This window comes from Spirillospora sp. NPDC048911, from assembly GCF_043198015.1.
GTDB lineage: Bacteria > Actinomycetota > Actinomycetes > Streptosporangiales > Streptosporangiaceae > Spirillospora.
Genome location: NZ_JBICUD010000010.1, coordinates 317,583 through 338,009 on the forward strand (window position 1 = coordinate 317,583; position 20,427 = coordinate 338,009).

Here is a 20,427-nt window from a genome sequence, read left to right on the forward strand (position 1 = left end):
GCAACGTCAGAAGGTGATGGCGACTTTGCCTCTGGCGTGGCCGCGCTCGACGTAGCGCACCGCTTCGGGAATCTCGGTGAACGGATAGGTCCGGTCGATGACGGGCGTGATCTCTTCCTTCTCCATGAGGTCCGCCAGAAGTCGCAAATCTGCGGAGTTGGGCTTCCAGCTCACACTGGCGATGCGCTGCCTGACGAAGGGGGACACCAAAGCCCCGCGGAGCATCTGCGCCGCCGGGCCGAGCAACCCGCCGCGCGGCGAGGCGATGCCGCCCACGATGACGAGCGTCCCGCGCGAGGTCAGGGGACGCCGCAGCCGCGCCAGCGACCGGTCGCCCACGATGTCCATGACCAGGTCATATCGCTCCTCGCCTTCAGTGAAATCCTCGCGGGTGTAGTCCACGACGTCGTCCGCGCCCAGGGAACGGACCAGTTCGACATTGCGGGCGCTGCAAACACCGGTGACCTCGGCCCCGAACGCCTTGGCGAGCTGGACGGCGAACGTGCCGATACCACCGGAGGCCCCGTTGACGAGGACCCGCTGCCCGGCGGAGATCATCCCCTTGTCCCGCAGGCCCTGCAGCGCGGTGTGCGCGGCCATCGACACCGACGCCGCCTGTTCGAAGGTGAGGCGCGCGGGCTTGATGGCGAGCCTGTTCTCCGGCACGGCGACGGTCTCGGCGAACGAGCCGAGCTTGACCTCCCCGAAGACCTCGTCGCCGGGCTGGAATCCGGTCACGCCGTCGCCCACCCGTTCGACCACGCCGGCGAGATCGGCGCCAAGAACCAGGCCCGGTTTCGGCCGTCGCAGGCCGATGCTGAGCCGCACCAGCTTCGGGGCGGCCCGCATGTGCCGCCAGTCGTAGGGGTTGACGGACGCCGCCCGCACCCGCACGAGCACCTCGTCCCGGGCTACGCCGGGCTCGTCGACGTCCTTGAGGGTCAGCACATCAGGTGATCCGTAACGCTCCCAGCTCCAGGCCTTCATGGCGCCTCCCTTTCGACGGCGTCACCAACAGTCATACGCCGTAAGGTTGTCATACGCCGTAAGGCTATCGTACGACGTAAGGGAGTCAAGGGCCACGGCGCGTTCTCCTCGGCGTCCAGTTCCCGGCCGCCCCGGTCGCCCGGCGGTTCGGCCGACACCGGGCCGAGGATCAGCGGGTAGTCGGACAGGAAGAGCAGCCAGTCGCGGATGATCGCATGCCGGTCAGCGGTGAGCTGGAGGTAGCCGGCGAGGTCCAGCGGCGGCTGCCGCCGCAAGTTGAGCTCCATGTGCCGGGCGCTCTTCCCGGTCAGCAGCGTGCGCAGGCATCGAGGCCACCTTCACGGCTCTCGGTGCCGCCCCATCGGCTGACCCGGCCTTCCTGGCCCTGATCGTGCACGCCCTGGAGGACGGCCTGCTCATCCAGCGGATGCTGTTCCCGGACGAGATCTCCGACGAGGTCATCGTCGACGCGGCCGAGCTGCTCATGCGCTCTTGGTCGGCCTTCCCGCCCATAGAGCACGACACCTGAGCCCCCAAGCGGTTATGGGCGTTCGGCTGATCTTCCTGCGGGGACGGGGACGGCCGTCTCCAGGCTCGTCGGCATCTGCCAGCCTTCGGCCAGCCTGGACGGATGCACGTTCGCCCCGCCGCCGAAGAACTCGCAGAACTTCATGATCAACGGGTCCCACGCGACCGGGTCCACGTGGTGCGTGCCTGGAATCACCAGCGACTGCTCGACGTGCGTCCGCAGCACCTCGACGTGGAACGCCGTCGCCTGTACCGAAGGCCCCTCGATCGGGTGGTGCGCGACCAACCGACACTCCAGTTGGATCGGGCACTCCGCCACCCGCGGCGGACCCACCAGATCCGAGGGCTGTTCGGTCAGTCCCGCCAGCGCGAACTTGTCCGCCACATGCCGATAGCCCTGCGCCGCCTTGTGCTCAGGCACGTCCGGCCTGCCCGTCGTCATCGCGATGCGGTCGACAGCCTGCGCCATCCCCGACGAGGGCAGGTTCAGAACGCACTCCCGTTCCCTCAGCAGGTTCGCCGTCGTCCGCCCGCTGTTGCCGAGCCCGAGCATGCAGTGCTGCCCCAGCCACCACGCCGATGACATCGGCGCCAGGTTCGCCGTCCCGTCCTCGTTCCGCGAACTGATCAACACCACGGGCGTCCCGAAGTACAACACCTTCAGCCCAGGAATCACATGCATCACAAACCCCCTCGACGCAGCGACTCTCCCGGATGCCCCCACCGCATCGCTGGCAAGAATCCGCCATCACGTTCTCCGTGGAGGGCTTATGGGGGCTCGTTCGCGGGGGTCGGGGTGGTGTCGTGGCGGTGTTGCGGGCCCAGCACGCGCAGCATGTCCAGTGCCTCGGTGCCGCCGGGCGGCGGGGTGAAGACCCGCAGTTGCTGGTCCGCCGCGGGCGTCGCCAGCAGCTCGCAGTCGAACTCGATCATGCCGAGCTCGGGGTGCACGAGCCGGAACGGGTGCGACCGGCGCACCGCGACCTCGTGCCGGTCCCAGAGCGCCGCGAACTCGGGGCCGGCCGCGCGAAGCCGCGTGACGAGGGCGCGGGACGCCGCGTCGTTCCCGCGGCGGGCCACCGCGGCGCGCAGGTCGGCGACCAGTTGCCGGGCCTGCTCCTCGTGCTCCTCGGGTGCGAAGTGCATCCGCACGTCCGGCTCGGTGAACCAGCGCAGCACGATGTTGCGGTCCTCTTTGGCCACCGTGCACACGCACCCGAACAACGCCTGCGCCATGTCGTTCTGCGCCAGCACGTCGCCCAGGTCGCTCAGGACCTGAACCGGAACGCTGTCGAGCTGGTCGAGGAGGTACAGCATGCCCGGACGCAGGTACTCCCCGGCCCGCGCCCCCTCGGGCGGGCGGTGCCCCGCGAGGAGATAGAGGTGGTCGCGCTCGTCGATGGTGAGCCGCAGCGCGCGCGTCAGCGCGGCCAGCATCTGGATCGAGGGCTGCGGGCTCCTGGCCTGTTCGAGCCGCATGTAGTAGTCGGCCGACATCCCGGCGAGCGCCGCGACCTCCTCGCGCCGCAGTCCCGGCGTGCGCCGCCGCGGCCCCTCGACCAGCCCGACGTCCCGCGGGGTCAGCCGTGCCCGGGACCGGCGCAGGAAGTCGGCGAGCTCGTCACGGTTCATCCCCATATCGGTAGTGATATCACCGTTCGCCAAACGCATCCTCGGACCGCCGATCCTAGGGAGAGCGCTCCGTTCCTGAACCGCCGCGGGCCAAGGCATGGTCGAGGGGCTGGCCGAAAGAGGAGGAGTGGTGATCATGAAGGCGGTGCGGTTCCACGCGTACGGCGGGATCGATGTCCTGCGGGTGGCGGAGGTGGAGCGGCCGGCGCCCGGCCCCGGGCAGGTGCTGGTCGAGGTCCGCGCGGCCGGGATCCAGCCCGGCGAGGCCCATATCCGTACCGGCGATCTGCACGAGCGCTGGCCGGCGACGTTCCCGTCCGGGCAGGGCAGCGATCTGGCCGGTGTCGTGGTGGAGACCGGCCCGCACGTGCGCGGCTTCGCGGTGGGCGACGAGGTCCTCGGCTTCACGCACAGGAGGGCGAGCCACGCGGAGTTCGTCGTGGTCGACGACGTGAACCTGACGCCGCGTCCGGACGGGCTGTCCTGGGACGTGGCCGGGTCGCTCTACGTGGCCGGGACGACCGCGTACGCCACCGTGTTCGCGGTCGACCCCGGACCGGGCGACACGGTCGTGGTGTCCGGGGCGGCGGGCGGCGTCGGGTCCCTTGCCGTGCAGCTCGCGCGGCGGCGCGGCGCCACGGTGATCGGGCTGGCGAGCGAGCCGAACCACGCCTGGCTGAAGGAGCGCGACGTCGTCCCGGTCGAGTACGGGGACGGGGTGGTGGAGCGGATCCGGCAGGCGTCCGGCGGGAAGGTCGACGCGTTCATCGACACGTTCGGCGACGGCTATGTGGAGCTGGCGGTGGAGCTGGGCGTGCGGCCCGAGCGGATCAACACGATCAGTGATTGGCAGGCCGCGGCCAAGGTCGGTGCGCGGACCGCCGGGGAAGGCTCGGCGGCGTGCGCGGTCGTGCTCGGCGAGCTGGCCCGGCTCGCCGCGCGCGGGGAACTCGAAGTGCCGATCGCTCGCGCCTACCCGCTGGAGAAGGTGCGGGACGCGTTCGGCGAGCTGGAGCGGCGGCACACCCACGGCAAGATCGTGCTCCGGCCCCACGGCGGCTGAGCGGGAACGGCGGCCCCGGACGCGTTCCAGGCCGTTCGGCGCCGCCGGTAGGGTCTGTTGATCATGAGGCTGCGAGGGCGCACGGTCGTGCTGTTCGGGGACTTCCGCGAGATCGAGAGGAGGTCGGCGATACGGCGGCTCCAGGCGGTCGGTGCGCAGGTGGCGCACCAGGTGACCGAGGAGACCGACCTCATCTTCCTCGCCCCCGGTGAACGAGGGCCCATTCCCCGCACCGACACGATGCTCCGCACGCCTTACCTGGACGAAGACGCCCTGATCGGCATGCTGGAGCGGGAGGAAGCCGTCAATCGGCCGGCCGCAGCGCCTCCTCGGCCGTTCCTGTCGGCATCAGAGCTGGCAGGGGCGCGGGATGCCCGTGCGGTGTACGACCTCCTGGACGCGGCCGACTGGTCGGCCTTCACGCCCCAACGCGACGTCCCGCCGCTGCGCGCCCGGCTGGCCGAGCTTGAGCGCGACGAAGGGGTGACCGGCGCCCACCGGCTCGCCACGCGGCGGCTGATCGACACCGACGAGGCGCGGCTCCAGCACCCGTACGGCCACGACACGGAGATCGTCGCCCACGCCCTGAGCCCGGACGGCCGCCATCTGGCCACCGGCAGCTGGGTCGGTGACGACTACGAGGCGGGCGGCGTCCTCCAGATCTGGGAGGTCGCCACAGGCCGGTGCGTCAACACCGTGCGCCGTATCCAGGGCGGCATCGGGTGGCCCGGCTACGCGGGCACGATCCAGTGGTCGGCCGACTCGTCCCGCATCGCCATGGCCCACTCCACGAACAGGGTGGGGGTCTGGACGTTCGGCGGCGAGCGGCTCGCCACGATCGACGTGTCGGACGGCAACTCGCGCCCGTCGCAATTCGCACTTTCTCCCGATGGGCGCAGCGTCTATTTCCACTGCGGCACCAACGGCGACGGCGGGCTCCAGGGCTGCGTCGTCCCGCTGGATCGAGGCGCGTTGTGGTGGCTGCCCAACCACGTCGAGACGGACCACCCGTACCTCATGGCGCGCCGGCTGCCCGCGGCCGTCCAGGACGACTTCGCCCAGCGCGACGACGGCGACGGCGAGTGGAAGGTCGGGCAGTGGATCGACGACCCGCAGTGGTCGCCCGACGGCTCTCGGCTGTTCGGGGCCAACGCCATCAGCGTGGACGCCGAGACCCGCGAGGTCGTCTGGTACGCGCCCGGCAAGTTCGCCCGGCTCAGCCCGGACGGCAGCCTCGTCGCCGCCGTCACCCGCCGCGGCCTTTTCCTGCGCGAGGCGTCCACCGGGCGGATCCGCTGCGGCCCCTACGCGCTCGGCAAGCCCGTCTCGCTGCACTGGGCGCCCGGCCGCGCCGTCAACCGGCTGGCCGTCCTGACACCTCCCACGGGCACCGCCGAGACGGGCGGCGTCCATGTCTTCGACGACGACCGCCTGGTCTTCAGCGCCCAGGTCCCGCACGGCGGATGGGGGAGCCGGGAAGGTGACCACAATGCCTGGGCCTGGGCGCCCGGCGGGGAACGGGCCGCCTTCCTGACCATCACGGGAACCGCCGAGATCTGGTCGTTCGCCGACCCGGCCGACCCCCGGCTGGTCCAGACCGTGCTCGCCGGGGGTGCCGACACCGTGTACTGGGGCGCGGACGACACGCTGGTGGTGCTCGACGACGTGGTCATGCAGTTCGTCAAGGTCGAGACCGGCGAGGTCATCGGCGACTTCTACTCCCTGTACGTCCCGCCCGGCCCGCGTCCGGTGGAGGGCGACCTCGTCGAGGAGTTCGACGGGCGGATCTTCGCCCTCGGCGAGGACACCTGGGCGATGACCCTCCAGCCCGATGCCGTGATCGCTCCGGAAGGCAGCGAGGACGAGCTGGACGCCCTCCTCGCCTGGGGGGTCGGAGGACGCCACGCCTGGCCGGTGCGCTGGGGCGAACTTCGCGTCCTGCCCGACGCCCTCACCGCCGCCGAGGTCCTCGGCTCCGAGGACGGCGGGCTCCTCCGCGAATACCGCGAGGAACTGGAGGAGGCGGACGCCGACGAACCCGCCGAGTGGCCGCCCCCGAACACCGCCACCGTGGACGACCTGTTCGAGGCGGCGCGCGACTCGCTCACCGGCCTCGACCGGCACGGCTGGGGCTCCCACATGGCCGACTACCTGCGGGCCGCCGCCCGGCTGCGCGCACGGAACGGCGAGCCCGAGGCCGCGATGACCCTGATCGGCGACATCCCCGAACCTGCCGACCGTCTCGCCGCCGCGTCCGACGTCGCCGTGATCCTCGCCCGGACGGGAGACACCTCTTCCGCCCGCACAGCCTTCTCCCTGGCCCAGTCACTCTTCCCCTCGGTGGACCAGAAGCTGTTCGATGCCGACAGGTCGGCCTCGTTCGGCGCGGCCTGCCAGGCGCTGGGCGACACGGGCACCGCCGAGCAGTGGTTCCAGCACGCCCGCGCGTCCATCACCCTTGAGCCCAACGCGTGGCAGGACCACGTCGCCGTCATGCACTCGATGCTGGAATGCGGACGCGACGACCTCGTGCGCGTCCTCCTGGACGACCGCGCCGGGCATCCGAACGGAAGCTTCTTCTGGGAGGCGGAGTGGCTGGTTTACCTGCTGCGCACCGGCCGCGACCATCTGGCGCGTGAGTTCCAGAGCCTGCCCGGCTGGGACGTCCCGTACGAGGTGCTGACCGTCCTCGCCGAGCAGGGACGGACCGACCTGCTGGAGACCTGGGGAGATCACAGCTGGGCGGTCGGCGACGACCTCGTCGACCTGGCCCACCGCGGCACGCCGCCATCGCGGCCGCCGACGCCGACCGAGCCGGACGTCCGGGAACTGGCCAGGCGCCACGCCGTGCTTCAGGGTGTGGCGCACGCGCAACGCGAGCAGCCGACCAAGGAGCTGATCGGGAAAGCCGCGGAGTGCGGGCACATCTCCGCCGTGCTCGACCTCCTCGAACTGCTGCCGGAGCGCGGCGACTTCAACGATCGTCCCTCATCGGCCTTCGGCGCGATCTGGCTGCTCTACACCGGTTTCAGCCGGCCCCCGTTCTAGGCTCACGCACCGGCGGCGCGGCGGCGTTCCAGACCTTCCAGAATCAGGTCGAGCGCGAATTCGAACTCGAACTGGTCGTCGCAGAAGCCCAGGGTGCCGTCCGGATCGTCGTGGACGGCGTCCGCCAGCATCCCGACGAGGTTGGGAAAGGTGTCGGCCATCTGCTCCATCATCGCCGCGGCGTCAGCGTCCGCGGCTCCGTCGGGCTGGAACAACTCCTGAGTGAACCCGAGCGCGCGGCTGCCCAGGACGTGCAGCGCGCGGTGGGCCAGATCGAAGGAGAACCCGCCCGCCCGCAGGATCGCGACGACGTTGTCGTAGTAGGCGATGAAGACCGGGCTCGTGGTGGTGCGGCTTTCGAGGACCCGCGGAGCCCAGCGATGGCGCAGGAAGACCTCCCGGGCGGCGAGGATCCGCGCGCGCAACGCCGCCTGCCAGTCCTCTTCCGGGGACGGAGCGTCGACCTCGTCCACGGCCGCCATGACCTCGCCCAGGATCACCTCGACGACGCCATCGAAGACGGCCTCCTTGTTGGCGACGTGGTGGTACAGCGACATCGCCTCGACCCCGACCTCCTGGGCGAGCCGCCGCATGGTGAGCGCGTCGAGACCGTCACGGTCGATGAGCCCCACGGCCGCACGCAGCACCCGCCTCCGGCTCAGCGGAACCCGGGGCTGCTCGTCGGCGTCGGTCAGCAGGGTCATGGATCTTCCTCCCCGCGCACTCTACCCGTACAAGGTAAGTCTGCCCGCTCCCAGCCGGGCGACGGCCGCGTGCGGCTATACCGGCATCGACTTCGAAGGCCTGGGCTTGGAGGTGGTGACCCGCCCCCCGTCCCATCGAGGGCGGTCGCAAGTATGTGGGAGTCAGCTCCTCGGGCTTCGGCGGCGCCAACGCGCACTTCATCGTGACCACCGCGCCTCCGCGGCGCCCCCGACGTCCGTCGCGGACCAGCTCGCCGCAGCGCCCGAGCTGTGGCGGCTGGAGTCCACCGAGGTCGCCCGGCCGCTGCTGTTCGCCGTTCAGGTCGGCGTGAGCGAGATGCTGCGGGCCCGCGGGATCACGGCGGCGGGCGCCGTCGGTGACAGCGTCGGGGAGATCGCCGCGGCCTGGGCGGGGCGCTCACGCTGGAGCAGGCGGCGCGGGTCGTGGTCGCCCGCAGCCGGGCGCAGGAGCCCACGGCCGGAGCCGGGCGCATGGCCGCCGTCGGTCTTCCCGCTGCCGAAGCCGAACGGCTGCTCGCCGAGCATCCCGGCCTGGAGGTGGCGGCGCTCCACAGCGAGCGTGACGTCACGATCAGCGGTCCGCTGGAGGAGCTCGACGCGCTGGGCGAGGAGCTTCGGGACCGGCAGGTGTTCTTCCGGATGCTGGAGATCGACTACGCCTTCCACAGCGCGGCCATGGACCCGATCCGCGGTCCGCCGACCGCGGCGCTGGCCGACCTCCGGCCCAGTGCGCCCGCCATCCCGCTGGTCTCCACGGTCACCGGTGAGCTCGTGACCGGCCCGGACCTGGACGGGTCACGCGGCTGCCGAGGGCACTGCCGTCCTGGGCCCCCACCTGCAGCGCTCAACAGGTCGCCGACGCCGTCTGCGACGCCGTCCGCGCCAACCGGGCGGAGATCACCGTCGCCCCCTGGCACATGCGCCAGGTCGTGCGGCTGGGCGCCCTGTCCCCGGCGGCCGCCTCCCTCCTGCGACGCCTCTCCGGCTACGACCGCCGGGTCCGGGCCATCAGCGACGACCTCGCCCACCACCAGACCTCCCACCTGCTCTGACCGGCCACGCGATGGACGGGCTGTCGGTGGATGGGCTGTCGGTGCGTCGGTTTTGGGCACCGTGTGGGGTGTTGGGGAAGGCGGCGGCTATAGCGGTGGTCAGGGCGCAGAGGCGGTCCAGGGTGCGGGTGACATCGAAGGTCGCGGCTCTCTCTGCCCCTTCGGCGCCTTCGGCATCGGCCAGGTCGGGCGCGACGAGGCGTGCGGCGACCGCCTGGGCCAGTGCCTCGGGGCACTCGACCGGGACGAGCTCGCCCGTACCGCTGGTCACGACCTCGGTCAGCCCGGGAATGGCCGTTCCCACCAGGCTGCGACCGGTGGCGAGGGTCTCCAGAGCGGTCAGCGGCAGCCCTTCCCATCGCGACGGCATCACCGCGACGTTGCAGGCCGCCAGCCAGGGACGCGGGTCGGCGACGGGTGGGATGAACGAGACTGAATCCGCATGGCGGGGCGGCGGCTCCATGCCGACGAACGCGAGTCTTGCTTGCGGGCAACGGGCCAGGACGCTGGGCCAGGCGGACATCAGGACGTCCTGACCTTTCTGGCGGCTGTGGCGGCCGATGCATAGGGCAAGGGGCACTTCTTCAGGGATGCCCAGAGCTGCCCTGGCCGCGTGCCGTTCGGAGGGGGTGAACGGGCGGAATCGAGTGAGATCTACTCCATTCCGGACGATGAGGAGGGGCCCTCGGATCCGGGCGTCCTGCCCCTGGTGTAGTTCTCCCTGGCCGACGCACACCAGCGCGTCGCAGGTCGTTGCCGCCATCCTTTCCCAGGCCTTGCTGGCTCGGGCGAGTATGGCTGTGCCCGCCAGCCACGACCAGCCGTGCGGCTGGAAGATGAGCCCATGCTGTCGGAGTTGACGTGGGTTGAGGAGTCGCCCGGCCAGGCCCGCCTTGGCTGAATGCAGGTGCACGACGTCCGGGGTGAACGCTCGCACGATGCGGCGCAACTGCCATGTCTCGCTCAGCGTTTGCAGGTCTGGCGCACGTCCGGCCTGCCAGGCCAGCACCGGTATGCCGGTGTGGCTGAGGGTCTGCGCCAGTTCGCCCTGCGGCGGGCAGGCGACGGCTACCTGCCAGCCTCGCCGCTGTTGGTCGGCTGCCGCCTGGGCCACGTAGGTGGCGACGCCGCCACTGGTCGGCTGGGTGACGTGCAGGACGCGCAACGTCCGCTGCTCGACGGAGTGGTGCAGCGGGACGGGGCGGTGCGCCTGGACGGAGTGCTGAGCCTGAGCGAAGTGGTGTGCCGGAACGGGGCGACGCTTTGCCATCAGCGTTTGCCTGCCCGCGGGCCGGTCGCCTGACGCTGCTGGGGCGGCGCGGGCGACCCGGCCCGGCGGTTTCGAGCCGTGGACTCGTACCGGTGCTTGAGCTCGATGAGGAACGTGCGGACCACGACGGCGGCGGCGTACAGGCGGGCCTGGTGGCCGCGGCCGAGGATCAGCCGCTGGTTCACGACCGTGGTGGGCCGCCATTTGGCCTTGTAGGGCTCCTGGCCGCGCAACATGCTGAAGACGGGAAGGCCGCGGCTGTCGGTGCAGGCCAGGTCCTGCCGCAGCAGCATCAGCGTGACGTCGATGGAGTTGCGAAGGGTCGGCCGGCATCCGTACAGGTAGGCGCCGGCCAGGCGGTGCCCGATCAGGACGAGGTCGGTGGCGATGAGCCGGCCGCCGGCGTCCCTGTATTGGAAGACCACGGCCTCGTCGTGGCGGATCATCTCGGTGCAGGCCTGGGCGAGGTGGCGGCGGAACCGGTCCCGCATGTGCTCGGGATTGATCTTGCGCCCGTGCCATTGGAGGGTGTGCAGGCGGAGAAGTTCGTGTACGGCCTGAGGCGCCTCATGGGCCGCCACCTCGGAAACGGCGATCCGCTGGTTGTCGATCTTTCGGAGCTTGCTGCGCAGCTTGCCCGCCGTCCGTCCCGGATAGGTGGCCAGGAGCTCGCCGAGGGGACCGCCGGGAAGTTCCAGACAGGGCGCTGCTTGCGTCCGCCATACTCGGCCAGGCCAATGCCGTGCCAGGTCGTGCGCGGTGGAGCCCGGCCGCAGCTGGGTCAGGTCGATCGCCGACCAGTGGGGTTCGGCCAGCAGCGCCGTGATGAGCCAGGCGAGGGCCTCGTCGGCATGGTCGGCGTCGACCAGCAGGTCGCTGAAGTCGCTGATCGAGTGCGCCAGCGGCACCAGGACGGGCATCGTGGCCCGCCGGACGACCAGTAATGGCGCCGCCGCCATCAAGGTCTGGTCGCGCCAGACCAGAGCGAGGCGGAGGCAGCCCGACCGGCCGTAGTTCGACCACCACGCGGCCAGCCAGGCGGGGGACTGGAACGGCGTGGCGGCGGGGCTGCGCCTGTAGAGATCGCGCAGCGGGTCGACGAGCTCCAGCAACGCCTGCTCGTCGCGGCGAATCTCGGTCGTCCAGGTGGGGGCGGGGGTGGGGGCCGCCGGCGGGGCGGGAGAAGTGGTCATGTGGCCCCAGCCTCCGCCGCGTCCTCCGCGTCCTTGGGCTGCGCGGCGTCAGGCTGCGCGGCGTCGGGCTGTGCCGGGTCAGGCTGTGCGGAAGCGGGTTGCTTGCGGGCGGGTTGCTTGCGGGCGGCGGGCTTCTCGGCGGCCGGTTTGGTGGCCTTGGATCGTGCTGGAGCCCGTTTTGCCCGGCTGGCTCGCGCGGGCTTCTCCTCCTCGGGATCGGGTCGCGTGGGGGCCGGCGGCGGGGCGAGGTCGGCTTGCGCGCCGGCCCGTTCCGCAGGCTCGGTCTGCGCGCCGATCCTCTGCGCGGTGTCGGGTTGCGCCGTTGTCCGTTGGGCGGGTTCCGGCTGGACGGTTTCGGGTCGGGCAGGTTCCGGCTGGACGGGGGTTCGCCGTGTGGGGCTCCATCGTCCACTGCTCCGCCTCGCAGGAGTCCATCGGGCGGGCCTCCAGCGGGCGGGGACAGGATGCGCGGCCTCGGGTGAGGCGGAGGCGGAGGCGGAGGCGACGCGTTCTACCGGGTGCTCGGGGCCTGCCGGCCTGCGGGAAGCCCTGGAAAGTTTGGGAGGCCGGGCGATGCGCACACGCCGGTCCCAGCCGGTGGCCGCGATCAGCATGGCCAGCAGCACGCCCGCGGCCGTTCCGACCAGGGCGCTGACCGAGAGGCTCGGCCCCGAGGGCAACCTGGGCGGCGCGGCGGTGTTCATCAGGACGACGCGGACTCCGGTGTCATTACGGTGCGCGTTCCCGTACTGCGTCAGCGCGGTGGCCGCGGCGTTGGCGAAGGCGGCGGCCTGCGCGGGCTTCTCGGCCGACCCTGTGAGCCGGATCAGCGGGGCGTCGGGTGAGGTCGACACCTGCAGATGCTTGCGGGCGGTCTCCAGCGAGGCCCGTGGCAGGGGCGGTGTGGCGAGCGCCAGGGTTGTCGGCAGGGTGGCCAGCCTGCCGTAGGCCTGGGCAAAGCTCGTGGCTGCCGTCGCCTCGTTCGCTGATGCGGTCACCAGGACGTGGGCGTCCGCGGTGTAGTTGGCGGGGGAGAGAGCGCCGTAGCTCAAGCCGCCCAATAGCCCGATCGTGGCCACTGCGACCAGTAGCCCGGCCCGGGTGAGGGTGGTCGTGGTGCCGGTGTGAGGATGAGGCATCTGCGGCCCTTTCACGCTGGAGAAACGCTGGACGGTACGGAGGCGCCGATCGCTTGCGGTCCGTGCTCGTATAGCCGGACCAAAGGTTCGATCTGCCTGGTGATGGCGTAGTGCGCGACGGCAGGTGGGGGATGCAGGCGAACGTGTCGGGACGGGGCGGCGGCGGCCTGCTCTATCGCGGCACGCCAAGCCCCCTCTGTCGGCGGCAGCCGTTTTGCCTGCGGAGCTGCGTTGGAGGGCAGGTCCGTCAAGGCCGGGCAGACCGAATACAGCACGGGCAGGCCGCTGGCCAGGGCTTCGAGCACGCTCAGGCCGAACGTCTCCTGCGTTGAGGGCGTCGCGTACAGGTCCATCGCTGACAGCACGGCCGGGACGTCGGCGCGATCGCCGGTGAAGATCACCCGTTCGGTGACGCCCAGGTCCGCGGCGAGTCGTTCCAGATCGCCCCGCACCGGACCGTCGCCGACGATCAGCAGCCGCCCGCGTTCGGTGTGCGAAAGCGCTCCTATGAGCAGGTCAAGGCGCTTGGTGCTCACCAGACGGCCCACCGATCCCACGATGAACTCGTCGGCGCCGATGCCCAGGTGGGCGCGGACGGCGGCGCGGTGGCGGGGGTCGAAAGCGTAGGCCTCCGGGTCGATCCCGTTGGGCAGGGTGAGCAACCGGCTCGCCGGTACGCCCCAGCCTCGCAGGCGGTGGGCGACAGTGGGGGAGACAGCGATGGTGGCCTCGCCTAGGAGTTCGGTGGCGCGGTAGAGAAGGCGTACTGCTGCGCTGGTGCGGCGGCCTTCGATGTGCCCGTCCCCTAGCGAATGCTCGGTTGCTATCACTCTGCCAATCCCGGCGATACGGGCTGCAAGCCGTCCATGGACGCAGGCCCGGTAAAGATGCGTGTGCACCACGTCGTACTTGCCGCGCCGCATCAGCCGGGCCAGCCGGGGCACGGCTCGCGGGTCCGAGTTGCCGCGCATTCTGATGTGGTGAACGCCGGCTCCGGCGGCCCGAGCCGCGGCCGTGAGGTTCCCGGTGCCGGTGAGCACGGCGATGTCGCAGTGCACCGGCAGATGCCGCACCAGCAGCAGCACCTGTTGTTCGGCGCCGCCGCGGTCCCATCCGGTGATGACGTGCAGGACCTTGGTCATCGACGCACGTTCCAGCGAAGGTGATGGCGGGCGACCTTGGCCGTCAGCCGCAGACCGCCGTCCTGCTCGCCGATGTACGTGCGCGGAAGCGCGTGCGGGCCCGGGTGCTCTCCCCAGATGGCGCAGCCGTAGCCGTACCCGGCTTCGCGCACCGCGGCGATGACCTCCGGGCTGACGTGGCCATACGGGTAGGCGAAGCCTGGAACAGGACGTTCCAGGATGTATTCGAGTGCGGCCCGGCTCTCCTTGAGCTCCTGCTCGACCTGGTGGCCGTCCAGCGTGGGCAGGGACAGGTGCTGGGCGCTGTGCGAGCCGACCTCCATTCCGCAGCGCGCCACGGCCCGGAGCTGCGCCTCGTTCATCAGCGGTTTGCGCGGCCCGTCGTCCCAGGTGTTGGACGCGCCGATGCGCGCGGTGACCACGAAGACGGTGGCGGTGAACCCGAAGCGCGCCAGGAGCGGGACGGCATGCCCGAAGAAGTCGGCGTACCCGTCGTCGAACGTGAGGCCGACCAGCTTGCCGGCTTCGCCCGCCTCCCGGGCCTGGAGCAGCTCGGTCATGCTCACTCCGCGCAGGCCCCGCTTCTTCAGCCAGCGCAGCTGCCGTTCGAAACGGCGAGGCGACACCGTGATGAGATGCGGGTCGTCCTCCCGGCTGCCCACGGAGTGGTACATCAGGATCAGCGGCGTACGTTCGGTGGCTCTCTTCATCGGCCCCCCAGGGTCTTAGTCGGGATCGGAACAGCGGAGCGCGCGCAGGTTGCCGAGGGGGGACCAGGTGGTGCCGGCCAGAGCCAGCACCGCGGCGAAGACGGCGCTCACGACAATGAGGTCGGTAACAAGAAGTGGGATTGCGGCACTACGGCCCGCGAGCACAGCAGTGACGCCCGCGGCGGCGGCACCCGCGCACACGGTCGCGGCGGCCAGCTTGACGGCGTCCCCCGCCACCGCGCGCAAGGAGACCTGGATGCGGCTGCGCAGCCCGGCCAGCAGCAGGACGGCAGCCAGGGTGATGCCAATGGCGTTGGCCGCCGCCAAGGCGGCGGCACCGGTCGCGGCGGTCAGCGCGCCTCCCAACACGATGGTGACGGCGGGGCCCAGAGCGACGGTTGCCGCAGGGCGCCAACCTGGCCGCTGCTGCGCGAAGTAGGCCCGCGCGCAAACGCCCAGCGCGGCCTGACCCCAGAGACCAAGGCAGTAGATCCGCAGCAGCGTCGCGGTACGAGCGGTGTCGGCCGCCGAAAAGCGTCCATGTTCGAAGAGGAGCTGAATGATCACTTGGGCGGACCCGACGAGGAAGGCGGTGGCCGCCAGCACGATGGCGCTCACGATGACAAGGTCGGCCTCGACGCGGGAGCGCACCTGCCTGGTATCGCCACCCGCACTGGCACGCGCCAGCCGCGGAAAGGTGACCGTCACCACGAGCAGCGACAGCACCATCGGAACCTGGGCGACCTTCTGGGCGTAGTTGAGATGGGAGATCGAACCGGCCGCCAAGCCGGAACCGATGAACCGCTCGGCCAGCGTCTGCGCCTGCCGCGTCAACGTGTAAACGACAACAGGAACAACCCCGACCCAAGCAATGGCCGCAGCAGCAGGCGCAGCAGGCCGAGCGGGTCCGGGCGCCGAGGGGTTGCGTAGCTGCGCCAGGAACGCCGGTAGCTGTATGGCGACCATCAAGGCGCTGCCGAAGGCGACTCCGGCCGCGGCACTGGTGACGCCGAACGAGGTGGCGCCGGCGGCGATGACCGTCAGGATTCCCAGGTTGTAGGCGAGATAGATGCTTGCCGGTGGTCCGAAACAGTGCTGCGCGCGCAGGGTCGCGCTCATGAATCCGGCGATCCCGAACGTCAGGATCGTGACGGCTGTAAAACGTACGCACAGCACGGCCGGGGCAGCGTCGTGCAGGCCCGGGGCCAGGATCTCGACCAGGAGCGGCGCGCAGAGGATGACTCCCACCATGGCCAACGCCAGCCCGGCCGCCAGGCGCGGCAGCGCCGCGGCGATCAGCGGCCGGACGCCTTCGTGGTGCTGCAGCCGCCGGGCGACGGCAGGCACCATGATCAGAGCCATGGCGTCCTCGATGAGCAGCGGAGACATCGTCTCGGGCACCGTCCAGGCGACCAGGAACGCATCGGTGCTGCTGCTGGCGCCGAACAGGTGCGCCATCGTCAGGTCCCGGACGAAGCCGAGGACGGTGCCGCCACAGATCAGCACGGCGGAGATTCCGGCGGCCCAGCCGATCGACGATGCGCGGCTGAGCCGCTGGGCCGGCGTCGTCACCACCGGCAGTGCTCCCCAATGGCAGCGGCGGGCCGGCGGGCCGGCGACGACCACGGACGCGTGCGGCAGTGGCCGTTCTCGGCGGCACCGCCGAACACGGTGGCTCCCGTCACACCGACCATGATCGCGACGAGGATGCAGCTCGGGCCGCCCAGATCGCCGTACAGGAACGCCAGCAGGGAGGCGGTCATGAAGCCGGCGCAGGCCAGCCAGGCCGGATCGGTGCGGCGCCGCACCGCGATGATGCGCTGTGCGAGCGCACCGAGCAGAACCACGAAACCTGACAATCCCAAGAGTCCTTGCTCGGACAGGACAAGCAGATACTGGTTGTGCGGGGAGAGCAGAGGCTGCCGGATGTAGCCGTTGCCAGGGTCCTGGGTCTCGCTGGCGGAGGAGAGTTCGAGCGGGGCGTAACCGTCCCGGTGGGAAGGAAAGCCCTTCACGCCGACACCGACCATCGGATGATCCCCCCAGATCGTGACCGCCGTGGCCCACAGGCTGAACCGGTCACCCACCGACCGGTCGGGCGCGTCGAACGAGGCCGCGATCGACTGGGCCCGGACGGCGAGCGCCGAAGACTGCCAGCCCAGGCCACACACTGCCACGATCGCCACGGCGGCCGCCCCGAACGCCACGCGCAACGCCAACGCGCGTGACCTCAGCACCAGCATCACGGCCACACCCGCGCCGATGGCCAGCCAGGAGCCCCGGCTCAGAGCCAGCGTCAGCGCCAGGCAGAGCACGGCTGCGGGCGGCATCAGCAGGAGCCGCCTCCGCCCGGACCAGGCCAGCGCCGCCGCGACAACGACGATCACCGCGTAGCCGACGACCATCGACATCGCCATGACGTCGACCGCGCCGAACGTGCCCACCGCGCGGTTGTTGTGCCCGGCGAACGACGCTCCCGTACCGGTGAACACCTGCCAGATGCCGACACCCGCCTGCACCAGCCCGGCGAGGACGACGGCCCCCAGGACCACCGCGGTGTCGTACCCCCGCCGTACGGTGAGCATCACGGCCACGGGGACGAGCAGGAAGATCTCGCCCACCCGGACGAACCCCACAAGGCTCGCAGCGGTATCCCGTGCGCACAGGGTGCTGACCGTCAGCGCCACCAGCAATGGCCCGAAAACCCACAGAACCTGTGGAGGCAGACGCAACCTGTCCCTGACCGCCATCACCGCCGCAACGAACACCAAAACCACAGCAGCCAGGTCCCCTGCCGTCACCTGAACGGAGGAATCAACATGGGCTCGGCCAGGCGGAACACAGACGGCCAAGACGGCCAGCGCGGCCAGCCAACTGGCCCGTGGCCGCAACACACCAGCAAGCCAGTGACGGTCGAGCGAAGTCGCACCAGCCGACACCGGGAGCGGGAGAGCGCCAGAGAGGACACCGTCAGCCAAGGTCTCGCCGGACCTAGCAGCCTCAAGCGCCCCTGGCCCGGGCGGAGCCGTACGCGGGTTGGCCGTCGCGGACGCGGCACCATCAAGCGAAGTGGCACTGCCTGGGGAAGCGGCGGGCGCCGGGACGTTGGGCGGGGGGACACCGTCGGCCGGGGTTGCGGCGGACCCGGCAGCCTCAAGCGCCCCTGGCCCGGGCTGAGCCGTGCGCGGGTTGGCCGTCGCGGACGCGGCGCTGTCGAGCGACGTTGTATCGGGCGTGGGAGCGGTGGGCGCTGCGAGGTTGGGCGGGTGGGCGGGGGCGGGGAGGGTGGGTTTGGGCGTTTTTGGGTTGGGTGGGGGAGTGGTGGCCTTCTTGCGGGCGGGGGTCATGCTCTGTCTCCGAAGAGGACGGCGCGGATCGTGAGGAGCATGATTTTCAGGTCGCCCGTGAAGCTCCAGGTGTCGATGTAGTCGTTGTCGAACTGGGCGCGCAGTTCGATGCAGGTGTTGCCGCGCAGGCCGTTGACCTGGGCCCAGCCGGTCATCCCGGTGGGGGCGCGATGGCGGTGGGCGTAGGCGGGATAGGAGGCGGAGAAGAGTTCGACGAAGTACGGCCGTTCCGGGCGCGGGCCGACGAGGCTCATGTCTCCGCGCAGCACGTTCCAGAGCTGGGGAAGCTCGTCCAGCGACGTGCGGCGCAGCAGCCGTCCCACCGCCGCGATCCGGACGTCGCCTTCGACGCACCACCGGGTGTCCGACTCGTGGTCGTCGGTGGGTCTGAGCGTCCGGAACTTCAGGACGGTGAACTGGCGACCGTGCTGGCCGATGCGCGCCTGCCGGAAGATGACTCCCGGCCCGTCTTGAAGCCTCAGCGCCAACGCGCACACCGCGATGAGCGGAAGCGCCAGCGTCAGGAGGCAGATGGCCGCGATGACGTCGAAGGTGCGTTTGGCCAGCCGTGCCGAGGGCCGTTCCAGCTGCGGGACCAGATGCCGGCACGGCATGCCTGCCAGGCGCTGGACGCCTGAAGCGAGCATGTTGTCCGACGGCGCCAGCAGAAGGATCGTTTCGCGATGAGCCGCCATGCAAAGCCGCATCGCGGTCTCGCGTTCCTGCGCGGAGAGGCCGTCGCAGACCAGCAGCGCGACCTCGGCATCGCCGGTGTCGAGGAGGCGCGCCAGGTCCTCGACCTCGCCCAGGATCGGCAGGGGCGCCGGGGGTGCGTCGTCCTCCTGCTCGGCTGGAAGGACCTGCCCGGTCAGGGTCAGCCCGGTCGTTCGATGGTGGAGCAGCCGCTGGACGGCCGGGCCCGCGCGCTTGCCACAGCCGATCACGATGGCGGTACGGGATGAGGACCGGCGACGCCGGTAGGTCCTGAGCGCGAGATGGGCCGCACCCCGCCCCGTACCGGCCAGCACGCAGCAGGTGATCGTCATGGCCAGCCAGTCCGCCGATGCGTGCGGCGGGCTCGACGGAAGCAGCGCGCAGATCGTCAGGACCACGAGCAGGACGCGGGTCGCCGCCGGGACCAGATCGTGCTGCGGCGCCGAGACGCGGCGCGGCCGGTATCCGTCGGCCACGGCGTGCAGGCAGACGAGTGTCGCGGCGGCGGTCCACGCCTGGAGTGCGGCGCCGCCGTTGGCGCCCACCGCCACGGCCATCGAGACGCCGTCGATCGCCGCCATCACCGTGCGGAAGCAGGCGGCGCGCACGCGCGATCGAGGCTGCCGCACCGCGGCGAGGCGCGAGCGCGGCGCCGCCGTCTGCTCGGCGGTCAGCGAACGGGCGGGCCCTTCGGCTGCGACGACCGAGCTGGTCCCCTGGGCATTCATCTCGGGTCGGTCTCCCTACGGAACCGCATTGGGATCGGCGAGCGGTCGGCACAAATCTCAGAACACATCTGCGGGTCTGCCTAACCGCCACACCTGACGGTCGTCATTAGCGGAAGCGGACTTGCGTCCAGCATGCCAGCCCCCACGACATAGGACCCCGTGGCTTTAATCAACGTGTCCGAACGCTTGACAATCACGACCAGATGACGCCGGCGAGGGCAGCGAATCCGGCGGGTCACCGATGCGCCGAAACACCGCGCGACCCAAAAGCGGCGTTCTGGGAATACCGTACCGATCTGTTATATGACAGCGTCGAACGGGTTCAGGCCAGAGCAATGGTTTCCCTAGGTCTTCCCATAATGCCCCCGCAGAGGTTTTGGGAGGACGTGATCGTGCTACTCATACCTTTGTACGGCCGTTCATCAACGGATAAGCGGCCGACCGCAGTGACTGCAGTCAACAGTGAAGGAGAAAGACGATGATGAAGCGACTGGCGGCCACCGGAATGCTGACCCTGAGTGTCGGCGCGGTGCTCCTGGGGGCGACTCCGGCAATGGCGAACGACGAGCCGGACGGCGACAGCAACAACGCGTCGATCGTCGGCGTCCAGACCTGCCGCGCCGTCGAGGTCAACATCCTGATCGCGACCATCCACAACATCCTCGGCCAGACCCACGAGCAGGGTGACTGTAACACCGGCTCCAGCCTGGACGACAGCGGCTACAAGCACAGCGGCGACCACGGCAACGGCCGTTAATCAGAGTCATCGCACGAAAGACGAGGGGGGCGCCACATCCGTGGCGTCCCCCTCCTTTCTGTTGCCCCCAAAGGGGGGCTTTCAGCGAACCCCACCCTTGGACGCACAGCTTTAGTGGCGCCTGCGAGGCTCGCAGATGTGCTCCGCCGCCAGGCCTGTCGAGGGTTTCTACGGCCGGCAACGATCCCCGGATTTAGACGTCCTCCCCGGCTTGCAGGCCCGCCCGGAGACGGCGGCTTGAGCGGCCCTAGAGGTTGCTCCAGCGAGGGAAAACATCGTCCGGCCTACTGCCTCCCACTGTTCAGCCAGTTCTCAGGAGCGCGGGCGCAGCGATGCGTGCTTCTATCCAGCCTCTCCATAAATGTCGTAGAAGTCTAATTTTCTGGATTAGC

18 protein-coding genes and 1 pseudogene are annotated in these 20,427 nt (G+C 70.5%); 6 read left to right on the forward strand and 13 right to left on the reverse strand.

All coding sequences use genetic code 11. The features are described 5' to 3' along the window. Positions 1–6: 6 nt before the first annotated feature. Positions 7–987 carry an NAD(P)-dependent alcohol dehydrogenase gene (locus tag ACGFNU_RS38425; protein WP_392601502.1) on the reverse strand — a complete coding sequence of 327 codons (981 nt, stop codon included), beginning with the start codon at positions 985–987 and terminating at the stop codon, positions 7–9. After that, on the reverse strand, positions 984–1,274 hold the full coding sequence (locus tag ACGFNU_RS38430; protein ID WP_392601503.1) for a hypothetical protein: 291 nt from the start codon (positions 1,272–1,274) through the stop codon (positions 984–986). Before ACGFNU_RS38430 ends, ACGFNU_RS38425 begins: the two co-directional genes overlap by 4 nt. Positions 1,275–1,378: 104 nt before the next feature. Between ACGFNU_RS38430 and ACGFNU_RS38435 the strand changes: the two genes are divergently transcribed. Further along, positions 1,379–1,516, forward strand: coding sequence for a hypothetical protein (locus ACGFNU_RS38435; RefSeq protein ID WP_392601504.1), 138 nt, complete (start codon positions 1,379–1,381; stop codon positions 1,514–1,516). Positions 1,517–1,528: 12 nt separating this feature from the next. Here ACGFNU_RS38435 and ACGFNU_RS38440 read toward each other — a convergent pair whose 3' ends face one another. Together ACGFNU_RS38440 and ACGFNU_RS38445 are read right to left on the reverse strand one after the other, a co-directional pair. Next, positions 1,529–2,197, reverse strand: a complete 669-nt coding sequence (locus ACGFNU_RS38440) for a flavin reductase family protein (protein WP_392601505.1) — start codon at positions 2,195–2,197, stop codon at positions 1,529–1,531. A gap of 86 nt (positions 2,198–2,283) precedes the next feature. Beyond that, positions 2,284–3,153, reverse strand: a complete 870-nt coding sequence (locus ACGFNU_RS38445) for a helix-turn-helix transcriptional regulator (RefSeq protein WP_392601506.1) — start codon at positions 3,151–3,153, stop codon at positions 2,284–2,286. A 130-nt stretch (positions 3,154–3,283) separates the two neighbouring features. Here ACGFNU_RS38445 and ACGFNU_RS38450 point away from each other — a divergent pair, with 130 nt between their 5' ends. Then, complete coding sequence (locus ACGFNU_RS38450; RefSeq protein ID WP_392601507.1) at positions 3,284–4,210, forward strand: NADP-dependent oxidoreductase; 927 nt, start codon at positions 3,284–3,286, stop codon at positions 4,208–4,210. Between the two features lie 63 nt (positions 4,211–4,273). Next, the gene (locus ACGFNU_RS38455; protein ID WP_392601508.1) at positions 4,274–7,258 is read left to right on the forward strand and encodes a hypothetical protein; all 2,985 of its coding nucleotides are present in this window, start codon (positions 4,274–4,276) and stop codon (positions 7,256–7,258) included. 2 nt (positions 7,259–7,260) lie between these two features. Here ACGFNU_RS38455 and ACGFNU_RS38460 read toward each other — a convergent pair whose 3' ends face one another. Continuing rightward, positions 7,261–7,962 carry a TetR/AcrR family transcriptional regulator gene (locus ACGFNU_RS38460; RefSeq protein WP_392601509.1) on the reverse strand — a complete coding sequence of 234 codons (702 nt, stop codon included), beginning with the start codon at positions 7,960–7,962 and terminating at the stop codon, positions 7,261–7,263. Here ACGFNU_RS38460 and ACGFNU_RS38465 point away from each other — a divergent pair. Together ACGFNU_RS38465 and ACGFNU_RS38470 are read left to right on the forward strand one after the other, a co-directional pair. Further along, a pseudogene (locus ACGFNU_RS38465) lies at positions 7,961–8,715 on the forward strand (acyltransferase domain-containing protein); the annotation flags it as partial. The gene ACGFNU_RS38460 and the pseudogene ACGFNU_RS38465 sit on opposite strands and share 2 nt — an antisense overlap. Positions 8,716–8,900: 185 nt before the next feature. Continuing rightward, positions 8,901–9,035, forward strand: a complete 135-nt coding sequence (locus ACGFNU_RS38470; protein WP_392601510.1) for a hypothetical protein — start codon at positions 8,901–8,903, stop codon at positions 9,033–9,035. Here the strand turns inward: ACGFNU_RS38470 and ACGFNU_RS38475 are convergent. The 8 genes from ACGFNU_RS38475 to ACGFNU_RS38510 all read right to left on the reverse strand — a co-directional run bounded on the left by ACGFNU_RS38475 (position 8,992) and on the right by ACGFNU_RS38510 (position 19,278). Beyond that, the gene (locus ACGFNU_RS38475) at positions 8,992–10,305 is read right to left on the reverse strand and encodes a glycosyltransferase (RefSeq protein ID WP_392601511.1); all 1,314 of its coding nucleotides are present in this window, start codon (positions 10,303–10,305) and stop codon (positions 8,992–8,994) included. The genes ACGFNU_RS38470 and ACGFNU_RS38475 overlap by 44 nt on opposite strands. Then, positions 10,305–11,498 (reverse strand): GNAT family N-acetyltransferase, encoded by a 1,194-nt coding sequence (locus ACGFNU_RS38480; RefSeq protein WP_392601512.1) that lies wholly within the window; start codon positions 11,496–11,498, stop codon positions 10,305–10,307. Before ACGFNU_RS38480 ends, ACGFNU_RS38475 begins: the two co-directional genes overlap by 1 nt. Next, complete coding sequence (locus ACGFNU_RS38485; RefSeq protein ID WP_392601513.1) at positions 11,495–12,637, reverse strand: hypothetical protein; 1,143 nt, start codon at positions 12,635–12,637, stop codon at positions 11,495–11,497. Before ACGFNU_RS38485 ends, ACGFNU_RS38480 begins: the two co-directional genes overlap by 4 nt. 11 nt (positions 12,638–12,648) lie before the next feature. Beyond that, positions 12,649–13,779 carry a glycosyltransferase gene (locus tag ACGFNU_RS38490; protein WP_392601514.1) on the reverse strand — a complete coding sequence of 377 codons (1,131 nt, stop codon included), beginning with the start codon at positions 13,777–13,779 and terminating at the stop codon, positions 12,649–12,651. Continuing rightward, a complete protein-coding gene (locus ACGFNU_RS38495) occupies positions 13,776–14,489 on the reverse strand; it encodes a polysaccharide deacetylase family protein (protein ID WP_392601515.1) in 714 nt (237 codons plus the stop codon). Before ACGFNU_RS38495 ends, ACGFNU_RS38490 begins: the two co-directional genes overlap by 4 nt. A gap of 15 nt (positions 14,490–14,504) precedes the next feature. After that, a complete protein-coding gene (locus tag ACGFNU_RS38500; protein ID WP_392601516.1) occupies positions 14,505–16,064 on the reverse strand; it encodes a lipid II flippase MurJ in 1,560 nt (519 codons plus the stop codon). Next, complete coding sequence (locus ACGFNU_RS38505; RefSeq protein WP_392601517.1) at positions 16,058–17,110, reverse strand: O-antigen ligase family protein; 1,053 nt, start codon at positions 17,108–17,110, stop codon at positions 16,058–16,060. The genes ACGFNU_RS38500 and ACGFNU_RS38505 overlap by 7 nt, the downstream gene beginning before the upstream one ends. A gap of 722 nt (positions 17,111–17,832) precedes the next feature. Continuing rightward, positions 17,833–19,278: a sugar transferase gene (locus tag ACGFNU_RS38510; protein ID WP_392601518.1), complete on the reverse strand. Its 1,446-nt coding sequence runs from the start codon at positions 19,276–19,278 to the stop codon at positions 17,833–17,835. A 478-nt stretch (positions 19,279–19,756) separates the two neighbouring features. Here ACGFNU_RS38510 and ACGFNU_RS38515 point away from each other — a divergent pair, with 478 nt between their 5' ends. Continuing rightward, the gene (locus tag ACGFNU_RS38515; RefSeq protein WP_392601519.1) at positions 19,757–20,035 is read left to right on the forward strand and encodes a hypothetical protein; all 279 of its coding nucleotides are present in this window, start codon (positions 19,757–19,759) and stop codon (positions 20,033–20,035) included. The last annotated feature ends 392 nt before the right edge of the window (positions 20,036–20,427 follow it).

Coding starts and splice junctions, on each gene's coding strand:
- ACGFNU_RS38425 (WP_392601502.1), bottom strand. CDS start 987: ATGAAGGCCTGGAGCTGGGAGCGTTACGGATCACCTGATGTGCTGACC.
- ACGFNU_RS38430 (WP_392601503.1), bottom strand. CDS start 1,274: ATGGAGCTCAACTTGCGGCGGCAGCCGCCGCTGGACCTCGCCGGCTAC.
- ACGFNU_RS38440 (WP_392601505.1), bottom strand. CDS start 2,197: ATGCATGTGATTCCTGGGCTGAAGGTGTTGTACTTCGGGACGCCCGTG.
- ACGFNU_RS38445 (WP_392601506.1), bottom strand. CDS start 3,153: ATGGGGATGAACCGTGACGAGCTCGCCGACTTCCTGCGCCGGTCCCGG.
- ACGFNU_RS38450 (WP_392601507.1), top strand. CDS start 3,284: ATGAAGGCGGTGCGGTTCCACGCGTACGGCGGGATCGATGTCCTGCGG.
- ACGFNU_RS38455 (WP_392601508.1), top strand. CDS start 4,274: ATGAGGCTGCGAGGGCGCACGGTCGTGCTGTTCGGGGACTTCCGCGAG.
- ACGFNU_RS38460 (WP_392601509.1), bottom strand. CDS start 7,962: ATGACCCTGCTGACCGACGCCGACGAGCAGCCCCGGGTTCCGCTGAGC.
- ACGFNU_RS38470 (WP_392601510.1), top strand. CDS start 8,901: ATGCGCCAGGTCGTGCGGCTGGGCGCCCTGTCCCCGGCGGCCGCCTCC.
- ACGFNU_RS38475 (WP_392601511.1), bottom strand. CDS start 10,305: ATGGCAAAGCGTCGCCCCGTTCCGGCACACCACTTCGCTCAGGCTCAG.
- ACGFNU_RS38480 (WP_392601512.1), bottom strand. CDS start 11,498: ATGACCACTTCTCCCGCCCCGCCGGCGGCCCCCACCCCCGCCCCCACC.
- ACGFNU_RS38485 (WP_392601513.1), bottom strand. CDS start 12,637: ATGCCTCATCCTCACACCGGCACCACGACCACCCTCACCCGGGCCGGG.
- ACGFNU_RS38490 (WP_392601514.1), bottom strand. CDS start 13,779: ATGACCAAGGTCCTGCACGTCATCACCGGATGGGACCGCGGCGGCGCC.
- ACGFNU_RS38495 (WP_392601515.1), bottom strand. CDS start 14,489: ATGAAGAGAGCCACCGAACGTACGCCGCTGATCCTGATGTACCACTCC.
- ACGFNU_RS38510 (WP_392601518.1), bottom strand. CDS start 19,278: ATGAATGCCCAGGGGACCAGCTCGGTCGTCGCAGCCGAAGGGCCCGCC.
- ACGFNU_RS38515 (WP_392601519.1), top strand. CDS start 19,757: ATGATGAAGCGACTGGCGGCCACCGGAATGCTGACCCTGAGTGTCGGC.